The sequence below is a fragment of the Thiohalobacter thiocyanaticus genome (assembly GCF_002356355.1).
Lineage (GTDB): Bacteria > Pseudomonadota > Gammaproteobacteria > Thiohalobacterales > Thiohalobacteraceae > Thiohalobacter > Thiohalobacter thiocyanaticus_A.
The window spans coordinates 745,623-760,941 of record NZ_AP018052.1; the positions used below are offsets into that span (position 1 = coordinate 745,623).

General features: G+C 66.8%; 17 protein-coding genes. 16 read left to right on the top strand and 1 reads right to left on the bottom strand.

Annotation, left to right across the window (positions count from 1 at the left end; genetic code table 11):
• Positions 1-570: 570 nt before the first annotated feature.
• The 15 genes from CFK21_RS03460 (at position 571) to CFK21_RS03530 (ending at position 13,207) form a co-directional block, all read left to right on the top strand.
• Entirely contained in the window at positions 571-1,986 is a 1,416-nt protein-coding gene (locus CFK21_RS03460; RefSeq protein WP_096364795.1) for a form I ribulose bisphosphate carboxylase large subunit, read from the top strand.
• A gap of 52 nt (positions 1,987-2,038) precedes the next feature.
• On the top strand, positions 2,039-2,383 hold the full coding sequence (locus CFK21_RS03465) for a ribulose bisphosphate carboxylase small subunit (RefSeq protein WP_096364797.1): 345 nt from the start codon (positions 2,039-2,041) through the stop codon (positions 2,381-2,383).
• A 55-nt stretch (positions 2,384-2,438) separates the two neighbouring features.
• Positions 2,439-4,760, top strand: coding sequence for a CsoS2 family carboxysome shell protein (locus CFK21_RS03470; RefSeq protein WP_231971553.1), 2,322 nt, complete (start codon positions 2,439-2,441; stop codon positions 4,758-4,760).
• Between the two features lie 41 nt (positions 4,761-4,801).
• A complete protein-coding gene (locus CFK21_RS03475) occupies positions 4,802-6,328 on the top strand; it encodes a carboxysome shell carbonic anhydrase (RefSeq protein WP_096364799.1) in 1,527 nt (508 codons plus the stop codon).
• The gene (locus tag CFK21_RS03480; RefSeq protein ID WP_096364801.1) at positions 6,329-6,610 is read left to right on the top strand and encodes a carboxysome peptide A; all 282 of its coding nucleotides are present in this window, start codon (positions 6,329-6,331) and stop codon (positions 6,608-6,610) included. It abuts the gene before it with no gap.
• Positions 6,610-6,864 (top strand): carboxysome peptide B, encoded by a 255-nt coding sequence (locus CFK21_RS03485; protein ID WP_096364803.1) that lies wholly within the window; start codon positions 6,610-6,612, stop codon positions 6,862-6,864. The genes CFK21_RS03480 and CFK21_RS03485 overlap by 1 nt, the downstream gene beginning before the upstream one ends.
• 60 nt (positions 6,865-6,924) lie before the next feature.
• Positions 6,925-7,224 carry a BMC domain-containing protein gene (locus CFK21_RS03490; RefSeq protein WP_096364805.1) on the top strand — a complete coding sequence of 100 codons (300 nt, stop codon included), beginning with the start codon at positions 6,925-6,927 and terminating at the stop codon, positions 7,222-7,224.
• Between the two features lie 34 nt (positions 7,225-7,258).
• Positions 7,259-7,573: a BMC domain-containing protein gene (locus CFK21_RS03495; RefSeq protein ID WP_096364807.1), complete on the top strand. Its 315-nt coding sequence runs from the start codon at positions 7,259-7,261 to the stop codon at positions 7,571-7,573.
• 171 nt (positions 7,574-7,744) lie between these two features.
• A complete protein-coding gene (locus tag CFK21_RS03500) occupies positions 7,745-8,068 on the top strand; it encodes a BMC domain-containing protein (protein ID WP_096364809.1) in 324 nt (107 codons plus the stop codon).
• A gap of 34 nt (positions 8,069-8,102) precedes the next feature.
• The gene (locus tag CFK21_RS03505) at positions 8,103-8,570 is read left to right on the top strand and encodes a ferritin-like domain-containing protein (protein WP_369801237.1); all 468 of its coding nucleotides are present in this window, start codon (positions 8,103-8,105) and stop codon (positions 8,568-8,570) included.
• Positions 8,571-8,585: 15 nt separating this feature from the next.
• Positions 8,586-8,849 (top strand): 4a-hydroxytetrahydrobiopterin dehydratase, encoded by a 264-nt coding sequence (locus CFK21_RS03510; RefSeq protein WP_096364811.1) that lies wholly within the window; start codon positions 8,586-8,588, stop codon positions 8,847-8,849.
• A 12-nt stretch (positions 8,850-8,861) separates the two neighbouring features.
• On the top strand, positions 8,862-9,494 hold the full coding sequence (gene parA, locus CFK21_RS03515) for a ParA family partition ATPase (RefSeq protein ID WP_096364813.1): 633 nt from the start codon (positions 8,862-8,864) through the stop codon (positions 9,492-9,494).
• A complete protein-coding gene (locus CFK21_RS03520) occupies positions 9,491-9,706 on the top strand; it encodes a hypothetical protein (protein WP_096364815.1) in 216 nt (71 codons plus the stop codon). The genes parA and CFK21_RS03520 overlap by 4 nt, the downstream gene beginning before the upstream one ends.
• A 238-nt stretch (positions 9,707-9,944) precedes the next feature.
• Entirely contained in the window at positions 9,945-12,089 is a 2,145-nt protein-coding gene (locus CFK21_RS03525; RefSeq protein WP_096364817.1) for a SulP family inorganic anion transporter, read from the top strand.
• A gap of 53 nt (positions 12,090-12,142) precedes the next feature.
• The gene (locus CFK21_RS03530; protein ID WP_096367473.1) at positions 12,143-13,207 is read left to right on the top strand and encodes a LysR family transcriptional regulator; all 1,065 of its coding nucleotides are present in this window, start codon (positions 12,143-12,145) and stop codon (positions 13,205-13,207) included.
• A 9-nt stretch (positions 13,208-13,216) separates the two neighbouring features.
• Here the strand turns inward: CFK21_RS03530 and CFK21_RS03535 are convergent, their stop codons facing one another.
• Positions 13,217-13,408: a YgaP family membrane protein gene (locus CFK21_RS03535; RefSeq protein ID WP_096364819.1), complete on the bottom strand. Its 192-nt coding sequence runs from the start codon at positions 13,406-13,408 to the stop codon at positions 13,217-13,219.
• Positions 13,409-13,559: 151 nt separating this feature from the next.
• On the opposite strand from CFK21_RS03535, the gene CFK21_RS03540 reads away from it, so the two are divergent.
• Positions 13,560-15,317 carry a radical SAM protein gene (locus tag CFK21_RS03540; RefSeq protein WP_096364821.1) on the top strand — a complete coding sequence of 586 codons (1,758 nt, stop codon included), beginning with the start codon at positions 13,560-13,562 and terminating at the stop codon, positions 15,315-15,317.
• Positions 15,318-15,319: the final 2 nt, after the last annotated feature.

Below are 15,319 nucleotides of genomic sequence, written 5' to 3' on the forward strand. Positions count from 1 at the left end.
CGTGCGCCTGTACGAAAGCGATGGCTGCGAGTGCATCGACGTCTTCCCTGCCGGCCATTAGGAGACGATGGAATGAGGCTCACTTTGACCAAGGTCAAAACGGGGGCGGGCCAATTGACGAAGGGAATGTGTTATATGCCGCAGCTTATAACATTTAATTATAAATATTAGTCGATTGGGAGTGGGGGGCTGTGCGGTCTGTCCCGCTGCGGCGGGCAGACCGGTTTTGCGATTGTGTGAATGGGTCGACAGACCCGGGGGGGCACTTCGGCCGGCCCCTACTGTACTGAGGAGCACCGGGGAGGGGTGAGTGGCAACAGCTTGTTCCGGAGGCGGACCGGCCACCTAGAATTTATGCGCTCGGACTGCCTCCAGTCATCGCTCCGGCAGGCATTTTTTCCTTATGTCATAAACGGTTATCTCTCGGCGCCGGTGAAGCATAGACATATGTCTATCATTTTTTAATAAAAGATTGATTGGAATGATGAATAGACGCGCACCTATGCTTCGCCATGTCCCGAGGATCAGTTTGCGTACCATCAAATTCCGTAATCGAAGCAGGAGAAGATCATGTCAGTTAAAGCCTATGACGCGGGTGTAAAAGAATACCGCGACATGTACTGGACGCCGGACTATGTGCCGCTGGATACCGACCTGCTGGCCTGTTTCAAGTGTACCGGCCAGCCGGGCGTGCCGCGCGAAGAGGTGGCCGCCGCCGTGGCCGCTGAATCCTCCACGGGTACCTGGAGTACCGTGTGGTCCGAACTTCTGACCGACCTGGAGTACTACAAGGGCCGCGCCTATCGCATCGAGGACGTGCCCGGTGACTCCGAGTCCTTCTATGCCTTCATTGCCTACCCGATCGACCTGTTCGAGGAAGGTTCCGTCACCAACGTGCTGACCTCGCTGGTGGGCAACGTGTTCGGCTTCAAGGCGCTCAAGCACCTGCGTCTGGAAGATATCCGTTTCCCCATCGCCTACATCAAGACCTGCGGCGGCCCGCCGGCCGGTATCCAGGTCGAGCGCGATCGCCTGAACAAGTACGGCCGTCCGCTGCTGGGCTGCACCATCAAGCCCAAGCTGGGCCTGTCCGCCAAGAACTACGGCCGTGCCGTGTACGAATGCCTGCGCGGCGGCCTGGACCTGACCAAGGACGACGAGAACGTCAACTCCCAGCCCTTCATGCGCTGGCGCGACCGCTTCGAGTTCGTCGCCGAGGCCATCCAGAAGGCCGAGCTGGAGACCGGCGAGCGCAAGGGTCACTATCTGAACGTCACCGCCCCGGATCCGGAGCAGATGTACGAGCGCGCCGAGTTCGCCAAGGAGGTCGGCTGCCCGATCATCATGCACGACTTCCTGACCAGCGGCTTCACCGCCAATACCGGCCTGGCCAACTGGTGCCGCAAGAACGGCATGCTGCTGCACATCCACCGTGCCATGCACGCCGTCATCGACCGCCATCCCAAGCACGGTATCCACTTCCGCGTGCTGGCCAAGTGCCTGCGCCTGTCCGGCGGCGATCACCTGCACACCGGTACCGTGGTCGGCAAGCTGGAAGGCGACCGCGCCTCCACCCTGGGCTTCGTCGATCAGCTGCGCGAATCCTTCGTGCCGGAAGACCGCTCCCGCGGTGTGTTCTTCGATCAGGACTGGGGCTCCATGCCGGGTGTGTTCGCCGTTGCCTCCGGCGGTATCCACGTCTGGCACATGCCGGCGCTGGTGACCATCTTCGGTGACGATTCCTGCCTGCAGTTCGGTGGTGGTACTCAGGGTCACCCGTGGGGCAACGCCGCCGGTGCGGCTGCCAACCGCGTCGCGCTGGAAGCCTCCGTCAAGGCCCGCAACGAGGGTCGCGAGATCGAGAAGGAAGCCCGCGACATCCTGACCGAGGCTGCCAAGAACAGCCCCGAACTGGCCATCGCGATGGAGACCTGGAAGGAAATCAAGTTCGAGTTCGAGACCGTGGACAAGCTGGACGTGGGCTGAAGCCCCGTCCTGACCCGACTCGCAACCGACCACAAGCTACGAGGAATCAATCATGGCAAGCACGTATGAAATGGGTGACTTCCAGACCGCCCAGACCCTGGAAACCTTCGGCTTCCTGCCGCCGCTGACCCAGGACGAGATTCAGGATCAGATCGCCTACATCATCGCCCAGGGCTGGACGCCGGCCATCGAGCACGAGCATCCGTCCAAGGCCGCCAACCACTACTGGACCATGTGGAAGCTGCCGATGTTCGGCGAGTCCAATCTCGACGTCGTCCTGCGTGAGCTGGAGGCGTGCCATCGGGCCTATCCCGACCACCACGTGAAGCTGCTGGGTTACGACAACTACACCCAGAGCCAGGGTTCGGCCTTCGTGGTCTTCGAGGGCCGCGGCTGAGCGGCAAGGCAACGCGGCTGAACGCGCACTAGCGACGACGCAACGGGGTTCCATCATGGCACAGACTGCAAACAGCTCCAGCAACAGCGCCCGCGAGGCTTCCCGCGCCCGGCGCCGGGCGATGTCCCAGGCCGGCAAGGCGGGGCTTCCGCAGGGGGGTAAGCCGCAGGGCGGCGCTCTGCCCAAGTCAGCGGCCTCCGGCGGCGGCGGGTCTGCTTCGACCGCGCCTCGGGCCAACACCAGCGGCGCGGCGGCCGAAGGCGGCGCGCGCGCGGCATCGCGGGCCCGGCGTCAGGCACTGTCGACCCAGGGCAAGGCTGCGCTGAAGGGCGGCGACCGCACCCGCAGTGATTCCACTGCAGGTGCGACGATGCCGGCCGGCGCAGCGCCGGAGAAGAAGGCCGAAGGCAGTTGCGGCTGTGGCTGCAAGGACAAGGAGCGTCAGGCGCAGCGCACTGGGGCGGAGACGACCGCCGGTGCGGCACCGGCCCGCGGCGATTCCGCTCGCAGCCGGGTGCGGCGCAAGCCGGGCAAGGCCCAGACCAGCAATGCTCGCGCGGCTTCGCTGGCCCGGCGCCAGGCCCTGTCCAGCCGCGGCAAGGCGGGACTGAGCAGTAACGGCATGACCGCGGCCCAGACCGCGCGGGCGGCCAACCCCCAGCTCACTACCCGGGAACTGGCCCGGGCGGTGCGTGAGCAGCGCAGCCGCAACGGCGGGGCCGGCCACAAGAAGTCCGAGCCCTGCGGACGCAAGCGCAGCAGCCGTACCAGCGAAACCTCGAAGGTCGGTCCGGCCCAGGATGCGCCCTGGAAGGTGGGAGCAGGCGAGACCAGCCATGGCCAGACCGTGACCGGTACCATGGTCGGGCGCAGCCGTCGCACCACCGGCGACGAGTACAGCACCTGCCGCAACGTGACCGGTACCGAATACATGGGTGCGGATATCTTCCGCGACTTCTGCCAGACCGACGCCCCGCGCAGCTTCACCCGGGTCGGCGTGACCAGCACGGCGCGCGGCGGCCGGGTGACCGGCAACCGGGTCGGTCGCGGCGAGCGGGTCACGGGCGACGAGCCCGGCACCTGCAAGCGCGTGACCGGCACCGAATATGTCAGTGCCGAGCAGTCGCAGGCATATTGCGCCAGCCTGCCCGAGTCCGGGCCGGCCAAGGTGACCCGGGCCGAGACCAGCAAGGGCCGCGCCGTGACCGGCAGCAATGTCGGCCGCTCGTCCCGGGTGACGGGTGACGAGACCGGCGCCGACCGCGAACTGACCGGGACCCAGTACATGCAGCGCGGCAACGGCAAGCATCCCGACAAGGTCGGGCGCACCGAGACCCTGCGCGGCGGCGGCGTGACCGGCACCCTGGTCGGACGCAGCGAGCGCGTGACCGGTGACGAGCCCGGCACCTGCAAGATCATCACCGGCGACGACTATATCGGCCGCGAGCAGTACCAGGGCTTCTGCGGCACCGCCCCGGCGCCACAGGATCAGAAGGTGGGCGTGTCCCAGACCCTGAAGGGCCTGGGCGTGAGCGGCAGCATGACCGGACGTTCCGGACGCGTGACCGGCGACGAGCCCGGCACCTGCAAGGCCATCACCGGCACGCCCTATGCCGGGGCCGAGCAGTATCGCAGCTACTGCGCGCCGGAGCAGGCGCAGGAAGCGGAGATCCGCACCCGGCCGCTGCGCTCCACCCCGGGCATGATCATGACCGGCCAGCAGCCGGGCATCGACGGCAAGCTCACCGGGGCCGGAAAGGGTGCCTGCGAGACCGTCAGCGGTACCCCCTATGTGGGCGCCGACCAGTATGCCGCGGCCTGTCCGGCCACCCCGGCCGAGCCGGGCGCGCCGGACTTCCCGCAGCCGCTGGGCGCGGACGTGCCCTGGGGCCGGTTCAGCGTGCATCAGCCCTCTGAGGTCGAGCAGATCGCCGAGCACGGCGGTGGTGTGAGCGGGACCCGCTACGAAACCAGCCGCCGCATCACCGGGCCCTTCGGCATGGCCGGGGGCAAGGTCACCGGCACCGAGGAGGCGCGTTTCGGCCCCGCCCGGCAGCAGAGTGAGACGGTGGCGGTGCCGCCGGCGGCCGCGGAAGTCGGCGGTCGGGTCAAGCCGCGCATCAGCGGTGAGGGCATGGACGCCGGTGTGAACATCACCGGCGACGACTGGGACCGCGGCGACCGGGTGACCGGCACCGAGGGCATGTCGGCCACGCGCCGCAACCCGACCCAGCGCAGCGGCCGCGGCAGCGTGATGAGCCCGCCCGAGTCCAAGCGCAACGAGGGCCTGCCCGAACCCGTGAGCCGGGTGACCGGCGGCAGCGGCAACACCGACAAGGGTTCGCTGGTGACCTATTCCGGCGGCGCCCGCGGCTGAACGCAAACAGGTAACGGACAGGTAACGGAGACGCAACCGGCATGTTGAATCGCACCCGCAACTCGCACACAGCGCGCCCGGCCCAGCCGGTCGCTGCCCCCCGGCGGCGGCCGGGGGCGCGGGTGGTGCCCCCGACGGCGCCGGGCGCGCCGCGGGTCGGCGGCGGCGTGCATGCGCTGGTGCGCGGCGACGACAATGCCCGGCTGTTCGACTACGAACAACGCGTGAAGGCCGCCTTCGACGCCATCGTGCCGGCCCTGCGCAGGGTTTCGGCCCTGCAGCACGAAGAGGATTTCGAGCGCCAGGCCCAGGCCATCGCCCGCGAACGGCTCGGCTTCGAACTGCCGGCCTGGATCCTGGCCGACGCCTGGGTGGACCAACTCGATATGCGCCGGCTGTATGCCTGGTGCGTGTTCGAGACCTACCTGCGGTTTTCGGACGACTTCTTCAGCGCCGACCCGCTGGGCTGGGCTGACGAGGGCGAGTTCCAGGCCTTTCTGCAGGAGTGCGGATTCCACATCCTGGATATATCGCCCTGCGCCGACGGCCGCCTGGCGCACGTGATCCGTTACGTGCTGCGCCTGCCCTACCGCACGGTGCGGCGCAAGTCCTACGCCGGCGCGCTGTTCGACATCGAGGACAGCCTGGAGAAGTGGGGCGAGACCGAGTTGCTGCGCTTTCGCGAGGGCACGCCGAATACGGCCGATGCACCGACCCGCTACCTCAAGGCGGTGGTGTATCACTACAGCTCCAGCGCCCCCGACACCGAGGGCTGCGCGGCCCACGGTTCGGATGCGGTACGTGCCGCCGAGGCCGGACGCGAGCGCCTGCTGGCCTTTCAGCAGGCGGTGGAGAACAGCTACTGCTGCGGGGCGTCCATCGACCTGCTGCTGATCGGGCTGGATACCGACACCGATGCCATCCGGCTGCACCTGCCGTCCGCCGAGGGCGGCATCGAGCCCGGGGCCTGGGTGGACGCCGCGCAGCTCTATGACGAGACCCGTGGCCTGCACGCCCGGGATGCCGGCGAGCGCATCGACGCCCGGCTGCGCGAAGCCGCCCCGGAGGCGCCGAGCGGCATGCTGCGGCTGCTGGCGCGGCTGCTGGAGAACAATCTGTCGCAGATCGAGTACGTGCAGCGTCATCATGGCGGGCGCTACCCGGATATCGGCCATGCCGAGCGTTTCATCGGCGCCGGCAAGGGCTTTGAGGAAGTTCAGCTGCGCAACCTCACTTATTTCGCCTACCTCGACACGGTCGAGGAGGCCGCACCCGACCTGGACGTGGGCGTGAAGATCTTCAGCCGGCTCAATGTCGGACACGGCCTGCCCATCCCGGTGGTGGTGCGTTTCGACTACCACGGCAAGGTGCCCGCGGCGCGTGAACGCGCGGTGGAGCACTGCCGGCGGGTGGCCGGCGCCCTGGCGGCGCGCTACCCCGCACTGGCCGCGGACGGTCTGCTGCACACACTGCAACTGGTGCGGGATATCGATCACGAGCAGGGCGTCGGCGGCCGGGTCGAGGTACTGGATTGCAGCGTGCGGGAACCGGCACAGGAGGCGCACTGAATGAAGATCTGTCAGGTGGAACGCCCACTGGTGGCGACCAACCGCATCCCCGGTATGGAGCACAAGCACCTGCAGGTGGTGCGCGACGGCAGTGCGCTGGCGGTGGCGGTGGATGCAGTCGGCTGCATCCCCGGCGACTGGGTGATCTGCGTGGGCAGTTCGGCGGCCCGCGAGGCCGCCGGCAGCAAGGAATACCCGAGTGATCTGACCATCGTCGGCATCATCGACCGCTGGCCGCCCGAGGAGGATCAGGCGCCGGAATCGGAACGGGGCCGGGGCTGATGGAGATCTTCCAGGTCGAGGCCCCGCTGGTCTGCACCCGCCGCGTGGACGGGCTCAAGCAGATCAGTCTGCGGGTGCTGCGCAGCGCGGCCGGCAAGCGCCAGGTGGCGGTCGACCCGGTCGGGGCCCGCACCGGCAACTGGGTATTCACGGTCAGCGGATCGGCGGCCCGCTATGCGGCAGGGGATTTCGGTGTACACACCGACCTGACCATCGGCGGCATCATCGATCACTGGGAACAGGCGACGGACTAACCGCGTCGGAAATTGAAGCAAACGATTTGAAGCAACGACGAGCGAGCAGGAGAGACAGAGATGGCAAATGACAATTACGGCATCGCACTGGGCATGATCGAAACCCGCGGGCTGGTGCCCGCCATCGAGGCGGCGGACGCCATGACCAAGGCCTCTGAGGTCCGGCTGATCGGCCGAGACTTTGTCGGCGGCGGTTATGTCACCGTACTGGTGCGCGGTGAGACCGGCGCGGTCAACGCGGCGGTGCGTGCCGGTGCCGATGCCTGCGAGCGCGTGGGTGACGGTCTGGTTGCGGCGCACATCATTGCGCGTCCGCACCGCGAGGTCGAGCCGGTTCTGGGCTCGAGCCAGGCCAACTGATTACTTGATCAATCCTTACAACGGAGACACGAAGATGGCAACTGAGAACTACGGTATTGCTCTGGGCATGATCGAAACCCGCGGGCTGGTGCCCGCCATCGAGGCGGCGGACGCCATGACCAAGGCGGCGGAAGTGCGGCTGATCGGCCGTGAGTTCGTCGGCGGCGGCTACGTCACCGTGCTGGTGCGCGGCGAGACCGGCGCGGTCAACGCGGCGGTGCGTGCCGGTGCCGATGCCTGCGAGCGCGTGGGTGACGGTCTGGTTGCGGCGCACATCATTGCCCGTCCGCACCGCGAGGTCGAGCCGGTGCTGCCGACCGGCGGTGACAAGCCTGCGAGCGCAGCCTGAGCCATCCCCGACCCAGCGTCATTGCGAGCGTAAGCGTGGCAATCTCGTACCGCAGCCGCAATCTGTCAGAGATTGCCGCGGCGCTGCGCGCCTCGCAATGACGAAGGGAAAGGGATCGGTCAGGGTTATCTGATCCGTCATTATTTGTTTATCGAACAGGAGATCCCAGCCATGGCCAACGATACCTACGGTATTGCGCTCGGCATGATTGAAACCCGCGGCCTGGTGCCCGCCATCGAAGCGGCGGACGCCATGACCAAGGCGGCAGAGGTGCGCCTGATCGGGCGCGAGTTCGTGGGCGGCGGCTACGTCACCGTGCTGGTGCGAGGCGAGACCGGCGCGGTCAACGCGGCGGTGCGTGCCGGTGCCGATGCCTGCGAGCGTGTGGGTGACGGCCTGGTCGCGGCGCACATCATTGCGCGTCCGCACCGCGAGGTCGAGCCGGTGCTGGACGAGGCGTCCGGCATGGCTGGCAACCGCCCGCAGCGCAGTTGAGTGAGGGCGGGACAGGGATCCCACTGACGGAGGCATGACCATGGCCTATGCCAGTGCCGATCAGCGTGTCCTCGGTTATCTCGGTCGGGCCCTGAGTCTCGAGCTCAGCGCGGTCCAGCTCTACAGCACCCAGGCCCGCCTGACCGCGACCTGGGGTCTGACCGAGGCGGCCGAACGGCTGCGTACCGAAGCCCGCGAGGAGATGGGGCACGTGGAGCGTATCATCGCGCGTCTGCTTGCCCTGGGGGCCGCCCCCAATGCCTCGCAACTGCGGCCGGTGCGCCTGGGCGCCAACCTGGAGGCGCTGCTGCAGGAGGATCAGTCCTTCGAGCAGGAACTGGTGCAACTCTATACCGAGGCCGCCGGTCACTGTGCCCTACAGGGCGATCACGACAGCCGCCTGTTCTTCACCACCCTCCTGGAGGAGGAGCGCGAACACGCACGCGAGCTGGCCGCCTGGATCGAGGAACTCAAGCGACCCGCTGCCACGTCCGGCAGCTGATACAGGAGACGCGTCATGAATTCCGAATGGCAGGAACGCAATCGTCCCCACCGTCTCGAACGCCGTTACCAGTTTCCGGATTATTCATCGCTGCGCGATTTTCTGGATCGCGCAGCCGATCTCTCCGAGCGCGAGGGCCTGTACCCCGATATGGGCTTCGGCCGTGATTACGTCAATATCACGATCCATGCCGAGGAGGGCGCCGAGGCGCTGAGCGACAGCCAGCGTCGGTTTGCCGAGCAGCTCGACGAGCTGCGCGGCACCGACAGCGCCAACTGAGGCGACGGCGCCATGGCCGTAATCGCGCTGGTCGGCAACAAGGGCGGTGCCGGCAAGACCACGCTGGCCATCAATCTGGCCACCGGGTTGGCACATCGCGCGGCCGAACCCACGATCATCCTGGATGCCGATCCCCAGGGCTCCTCACTGCAGTGGCGGGCCTTTGCCGAGAGCGAGACCGCTCCCGGCGTGATCGCCGCTCAGGCCGATCTCGAGCGCCTGTATGCGCGCCGGCGACGCGATTACCGACATATCGTCATCGACTGCCCGCCCTCGGTGCATGCGCCACAGACACTGGCCGCGCTGCGCCTGTGCGATGTCGCCCTGATTCCCGTGCAGCCCTCGCCCCTGGACCTGTGGGCGACGGTTCATATCGAGCGTGCCGTGACCCAGGCGCGTGAAGTGAATCCCGATCTGCGTGCCTGGCTGGTGATCAACCAGCTCGAACCGCGGACAAAACTCTCCCGCCTGATTCGCCAGGCCCTGGACGAACTGGACCTGCCCGCTGCCCAAACCGCAGTGCGGCGCCGGGCCGCGTATCGCGCCAGCGTGCTGGAAGGCCGGACGGTGCTGGATCTGGGGCGCCGCGGTGCCGAGGCCGCAGAGGAGATCAACAACCTGATCAGTGAGGTGATCGCATCATGAGCGAAGCAGACAAGACCGGTGAAAAACTCGTTGCCTCCATGCGCAAGACCAAGGCCGGTGCCGGCTCGGCTTCGGGTGCGGCGAAGAAATCCACTGCCGCCTCCGGCAAGGCGTCCGCGGGCAGGAAACCTGCGGCCCGCAAGTCGAAGCCGACGCCGGCGGCACCCGTGGCCGACCCCTATCAGAGCGGGCGGCGGGTGTGGCCGGACTGAGACCTATAGGTATAAATCGATCAATAACCTTTTTATTATCGATTTGTATTGAAGTGGCAATCACCAGATACTCGAAACTACCAATCGCTGTTATGGGTAAAACACCCAATAACTGTTAGGTATTCAGTTGATGCCCGGGTGGACGTGGTCTGCGCTGGGCGGAGGTGGCCGGCCGGGGCGCGGGCGGTTTTGTCTGCCCGGGCCCGGAAAGGCAAATGCCACTGGAGTCAGAGTGAATATGCCCGCCGTTTTTCAAACACTGTTCCCGTTTCTGCGCTGGTTTCCGCTCAGTCGGGCCAAGCTGCGCGCGGATCTGCTTGCCGGAATCACCGTGGCCCTGGTGCTGGTGCCGCAGAGCATGGCCTACGCTCAGCTGGCCGGTCTGCCGGTGGTCTACGGCCTGTACGCCTCCTTCGTGCCGGTCATTGTCGGCTCCCTGTGGGGCTCATGCAGTCAGCTGCATACCGGGCCGGTGGCGATGCTGTCGCTGATGTCGGCCGCGGCCCTGATCCCCTTCGCCAGTCCGGGCAGCGACCACTTCATCGCCCTGTCCGTGATGCTGGCCATGATGGTGGGTGTGCTGCGCCTGTTCCTGGGTGCGTTCCGCCTGGGGGCGATCGTCAATCTGCTGTCCACGCCGGTGATCGTGGGTTTCACCAATGCCGCGGCGCTCATCATCGGCCTGTCCCAGTTGAGCAAGGTGATCGGCGTGCCCTTCCCGCGCACCGATTCCTACCTGCTCGATCTGTGGCGGGTGGTGACGCAGGTGCCGCAGCTGCACTGGGCAACCCTGGCGTTCGCGCTGGGCGCCTGGCTGGTGATCGCCGGCCTGCGCCGAGTGGCGCCGTCGCTGCCGGGCGTGCTGATTGCAGTGGTGGTGGCCACGGTGGCCAGCAAACTGATCGGGTTCGAACACCGTACCAGTGTCAGTCCGGAGCAGATCGAACATAGCTCATTGCTGGCCACGGTGGAGGCGTTCGACAAGGCGCGTACCCGTATCGATCAGCTCACGACCGAGATCGCCGATCTCAGCCGCCAGGCCGAGCGGCTGGAGCAGCGCGGCGGCCACGACGCGATCAAGGAGGCCGCCGGCCTGCGTGCCGAGGCCGCCGTGCTCGAGCATGATCTGAAGCGGTTGAAATCGGACAACACCCTGCGTCAGGTCGAAATGCATGCCACGCCGCTGCGCGCGGTGCGCGCGCCCGAGGGCGTGCTGCGCTTTCACGCCGACGCGGATCTGACCGAGAAAGCCGAACACGAACCCGGCCTGTGGCGCTTCAGCAATGTCAGCAACGGCACCATCGTGCTGTCGGCCGGCGGCGCGGTGGTCGGCGACATCCCGCAGGGCCTGCCCAGCTTCGAGTTGCCGAAGATGGAATGGGGCCTGGTGCCGGCGCTGCTGCCGGCGGCGCTGGTCATGGCCCTGATAGGCTTCATGGAGGCGACCTCGATCTCGCGCGCCATTGCCACCACCACCGGTGAGCGGGTGGATACCAGCAAGGAACTGGTCGGGCAGGGCCTGGCCAACATCGCCGGCAGCTTCTTCGGCTCCTATACCGTCAGCGGCTCCTTCTCCCGCTCGGCGGTGGCGGCCCGTACCGGGGCGAAGACGGGACTGTTTGCCATCATCAGCGCCCTGGCCGTGGTGCTGGTGCTGCTGTCCTTCACCGCCTATCTCTATCACCTGCCGCAGGCGGTGCTGGCGGTGATCGTGATGCTGGCCGTGTTCGGACTGATCCGCATCCAGCCGCTGATCCAGGCCTGGCGCATCGACCGGGTCGGGGCGGTGATCGGAATCATCACCTTTGCCGCCACCCTGCTGATGGCGCCGGACATCGCCAACGGCATCCTGCTGGGTGTGGTACTGACCGTGTTGCATTACCTGATCCGCACCATGCGGCCGCGCGCCGAGATCGTCAGCCGCAAGGCCGACGGCACCCTCGGTGGGATCGAGGCCCACCGGCTGCAGCCACTGAGCCAGGACTTCGTGCCGGTGCGCTTCGACGGCTCGCTGACCTTCATCAATGTGGCCTATTTCGAGGATATGGTCCTGGAGGCCCACAGTGAGTTTCCGCGCGCCTGCGCCGTGCTGGTGATCGGCAGCGGCATCAACGAGATCGACGCCTCCGGCGAGGACCGCATCCACGAGGTGGCGCGTCGGTTGCGCGAAGTCGGGGTATGCCTGTGTTTCAGCGGCCTCAAGCACCAGGTCATGCAGGCGCTGGAAAAGAGCGGTCTGGTGGACGAACTGGGCCGTGAGGCCTTCTTTCCGGACAAGGAAACGGCTCTGGAGATGCTTCAGGAACGCTGTGCCGGGGCGGCAGAGCGGGCCGGGGCGGGCCCCCGCACCGGCGGCGCGATTCATACGCCCGTGGCCGGCTGAGAGTTGGATACTGCTTTGCACACAGAAGCTGTACACTGGAGGGCATGAGCGAGATGCCGAGTTCACGTGATCGGGACTACACGCCGCCGTCGGCGATGCCGGATTATCTGATCCGGCATGCCACCCTGCGCCAGCTGCAGGTGTTCGAGGCCATTGTCCGTCTGGGCAGCTTCACCCGTGCGGCCGAAGAGCTGTTCCTGACCCAGCCCACCGTGTCCATGCAGATCAAGAAGCTGACCGACGCCATGGGGCTGACCCTGTTCGAGCACGTCGGCCGCAACGTGCGCCCGACCGAGGCCGGGCATGTGCTCTACGAAGCCTGCCGGCGCATGTTCGACACCCTGTCCAATCTGGAAATGCAGATGGCCGACCTCAAGGGCATGCGCCGCGGCCGGCTGCGCCTGGGGGTGATCACCACGGCCAAGTACCTGGCCCCGGAGATCCTGGGCGAGTTCAGTCGGCTGTACCCAGGGGTGGATGTCGCGCTGAAGGTCACCAACCGCGACCGCATCATCGACCGCATGCTGTCCAATGAGGACGACCTCTATATCATGGGCCAGGCGCCCTCGGACGAGCTCGAGGTCGAGGCCTATCCCTTCGCCCCCAATCCCCTGGTGGTGATGGCGCCGCGCGAGCACCCGCTGGTGGGCAAGAAGAATATCCCGCTGTCGCGCCTGGTCGAGGAGCCGTTCATCCTGCGCGAGCCGGGTTCCGGCATCCGCGATGCCATGCTGCGCATCTTCGACGCCCACGGGCCGCGGCCGCGGGTGCGCATGGAACTGGGCAGCAACGAGGCCATCAAGCATGCCATCGTGGGCGGGTTGGGGCTGTCGGTCCTGTCGCTGCACACCCTGACCCTGGAGGGCACGGACGGGCCGGTGGCCATCCTCGATGTCGAGGGCTTCCCCATCATGCGCCAGTGGTACCTGGTCTACCCCAAGGGCAAGGAACTGTCGCTGGTGGCGCGCACCTTCCTGGAGTTTGCCAGGGAGATCGAGCCGGACCTGCGCAAACAGGTCGAGTCGATGTGGCCCGAATTGAACAGGTACATGCACAAGGAAGAGCAGGGCGGTCCGCCGAAGAAAAAGAAGACCGCCCGCCGCAGGAAAAAGGCCTGAGCGATCGCTTCAGCTGCCGGCCTTGCGGGAACTGATGCCGAGCAGGCTGTAACCCGGACACCAGCCGACCAGGCCGGTGACCAGCGGCAGCACGCCGATCCAGCCCCAGACGCCGATGGTGCCGGCCAGGGTCAGACCGATCAGCGCCAGCCCGACGATGATGCGGATGCCGCGGTCCAGACTGCCTTCATTGATCTTCATGCTGACATCTCCGGTTGGTTGAACATTATACCAAGCATGGCACAAAACCCCTGCGCTTTCAGCCGCGCGGGCATATCCGCTGCCATGGCGCCGGCCGGGGAGGATGGGGTAATATCGATCCGGTTCCCAGCCCCGGCCACCGGATACTGCCATGACAGAGACTGCAGCCAGTTTGTCCGCTGAGGATGAGTCCCCGCTGCGGGACGTCTATCTGAGCAGCACCCGCCAGCGGTTCAAGAACGAGGTCAACCGCCTGACCCGGGATGGCGGCATGGCGGCGCTGCTGGAGGGACGCGGGGAGGCGGCCGACCTGGCCTTCGTGCTGGCCTGGGTCTACCTGTACCACTGGCTGGCACACAATGTGCCGGCGGCGTGGCGCGAGCCGGTGGTGGCGCGGTTTCGCAGCGGCGGCCGTGCCTTCCTGATGGATCTGCTGCTGGAGCCGGACGTGGCAGGTTTTCTGCGCGGCTATATCGCGCACTGGCAGTCGCTGCCGTCCAGCGGCGTGCAGCCGCCGCTCCAGCAGCAACAGCTGCAGCGCCTGCTGGCCGCCCGCGGCGGCGACCCCGAGGCCCTGATCGCCGATCTGCTGGAGACCTGGCGCGGCCTCGACCTGTTCAGTCGTTCCTACAAGGTGGCCTACAGTGAGATCGGACGGGCGGAGCGCGACCGCTACGGCGAGATGCTGGCCGAGGCCGATCGCGAGCGGCTGGCCCTGGTCGATGGCCTGCCGGATCCCGGTTTCGCGGGCGAGCGGCCGCGCCTGGCCAAGGCCGGCCTGATCCCCGCCATGGGCTGCCCCCAGACCTGCCGCCACTGCATGTTCATCTGGCGCCCGCCGAAACCGAAGCATGCCGATCCCGACCGGCTCTACCGGCTGGTCGACGGGCTCGCCGACAATGTGCTGTTCACCGGCGGCGACCTGACCCGGCAGCTGGACAGCTTCTATGCCGCCATCCGCAGCATGCCGAACATCACCAGCTTCGCCATCCTGCTCAACGGCGATTTCGCCGACGACCCGGAGACGACCGACGCGGTGCTGGGCGCCATGGCGGCGGCTGTCGACAGCCGTCCGGCCGACTGGGCGCGGGCGCAGGTGCTGCTCCAGATCAGCTTCGACGAGTTCCACCAGGAGGTGATCGTCGACAAGCGCGGGCAACTCAAAGAACGCATCCCGGTGGCCAAGATCGCCAACATCGTCGAGCGCGCGCCATACTACGCCGACCGGATCCAGCTGGCGTTGCTGCACAAACAGACGGCGCTCAACTTCTCCATGGACGTGTTCAACAAGGGCGTGTTCGCCCGCCTGGCCGCCGAACTGGGACGGCGCGGCCACCGGGTTCAGGTGCTGAGCGCGGCCCCCGCGCCCCGGCCCAAACGCAACCCGCTGGCCCCGGATCAGCTCGCGCCGGTGGTCAAGGATGCCAGCTTCATCCTCACCCGGCACCCGGACAGTCCGATTCTGTTCACCAGTTCCACCATCGACGGCTACGGCCGTGCCGCGGAGATGGATGCCTGGGAAACGGTCAAGGAGAAGGAGCTGCTGGCCGAGGTCCTGGCCGGTCGCACCCCGCCCGGGGTGAGCTTTGATATCGACCTGATGTTCTGGTTCAACGGCTGGGCCACCCTGTTCAACGCGGTGCACATCTGTCTGGGCGATATCTATGCGGATGGCGAGGACGCCGTGCTCGCGCGTCAGCGCAAGGACCCACTGTCCCATGCCCTGCATCGTTTCGATACCCGTCTGCTCGACTATTACCGCGAACTGCGCCCGGACCTGGAGCAGAGGATCGCGGCGGCGACCGGACCGCACCACCTGTTCCATACCCTGACCGAGGACGCCGAAGTCCGGCTGCACCTGACCCGGCGGCTGATCGAGGCAGGCCACGCCGCGGCGGCCGGTCATTGAGT

Bases quoted from the DNA above. Each gene is read 5' to 3' on its own strand.
- CFK21_RS03500 (WP_096364809.1), top strand. From the start codon at position 7,745: ATGGCCAACGATACCTACGGTATTGCGCTCGGCATGATTGAAACCCGC.
- CFK21_RS03520 (WP_096364815.1), top strand. From the start codon at position 9,491: ATGAGCGAAGCAGACAAGACCGGTGAAAAACTCGTTGCCTCCATGCGC.
- CFK21_RS03535 (WP_096364819.1), bottom strand. From the start codon at position 13,408: ATGAAGATCAATGAAGGCAGTCTGGACCGCGGCATCCGCATCATCGTC.
- CFK21_RS03465 (WP_096364797.1), top strand. From the start codon at position 2,039: ATGGCAAGCACGTATGAAATGGGTGACTTCCAGACCGCCCAGACCCTG.
- CFK21_RS03540 (WP_096364821.1), top strand. From the start codon at position 13,560: ATGACAGAGACTGCAGCCAGTTTGTCCGCTGAGGATGAGTCCCCGCTG.
- CFK21_RS03495 (WP_096364807.1), top strand. From the start codon at position 7,259: ATGGCAACTGAGAACTACGGTATTGCTCTGGGCATGATCGAAACCCGC.
- CFK21_RS03475 (WP_096364799.1), top strand. From the start codon at position 4,802: ATGTTGAATCGCACCCGCAACTCGCACACAGCGCGCCCGGCCCAGCCG.
- CFK21_RS03470 (WP_231971553.1), top strand. From the start codon at position 2,439: ATGGCACAGACTGCAAACAGCTCCAGCAACAGCGCCCGCGAGGCTTCC.
- CFK21_RS03525 (WP_096364817.1), top strand. From the start codon at position 9,945: ATGCCCGCCGTTTTTCAAACACTGTTCCCGTTTCTGCGCTGGTTTCCG.
- CFK21_RS03480 (WP_096364801.1), top strand. From the start codon at position 6,329: ATGAAGATCTGTCAGGTGGAACGCCCACTGGTGGCGACCAACCGCATC.
- CFK21_RS03505 (WP_369801237.1), top strand. From the start codon at position 8,103: ATGACCATGGCCTATGCCAGTGCCGATCAGCGTGTCCTCGGTTATCTC.
- parA (WP_096364813.1), top strand. From the start codon at position 8,862: ATGGCCGTAATCGCGCTGGTCGGCAACAAGGGCGGTGCCGGCAAGACC.
- CFK21_RS03485 (WP_096364803.1), top strand. From the start codon at position 6,610: ATGGAGATCTTCCAGGTCGAGGCCCCGCTGGTCTGCACCCGCCGCGTG.
- CFK21_RS03460 (WP_096364795.1), top strand. From the start codon at position 571: ATGTCAGTTAAAGCCTATGACGCGGGTGTAAAAGAATACCGCGACATG.
- CFK21_RS03530 (WP_096367473.1), top strand. From the start codon at position 12,143: ATGCCGAGTTCACGTGATCGGGACTACACGCCGCCGTCGGCGATGCCG.
- CFK21_RS03510 (WP_096364811.1), top strand. From the start codon at position 8,586: ATGAATTCCGAATGGCAGGAACGCAATCGTCCCCACCGTCTCGAACGC.
- CFK21_RS03490 (WP_096364805.1), top strand. From the start codon at position 6,925: ATGGCAAATGACAATTACGGCATCGCACTGGGCATGATCGAAACCCGC.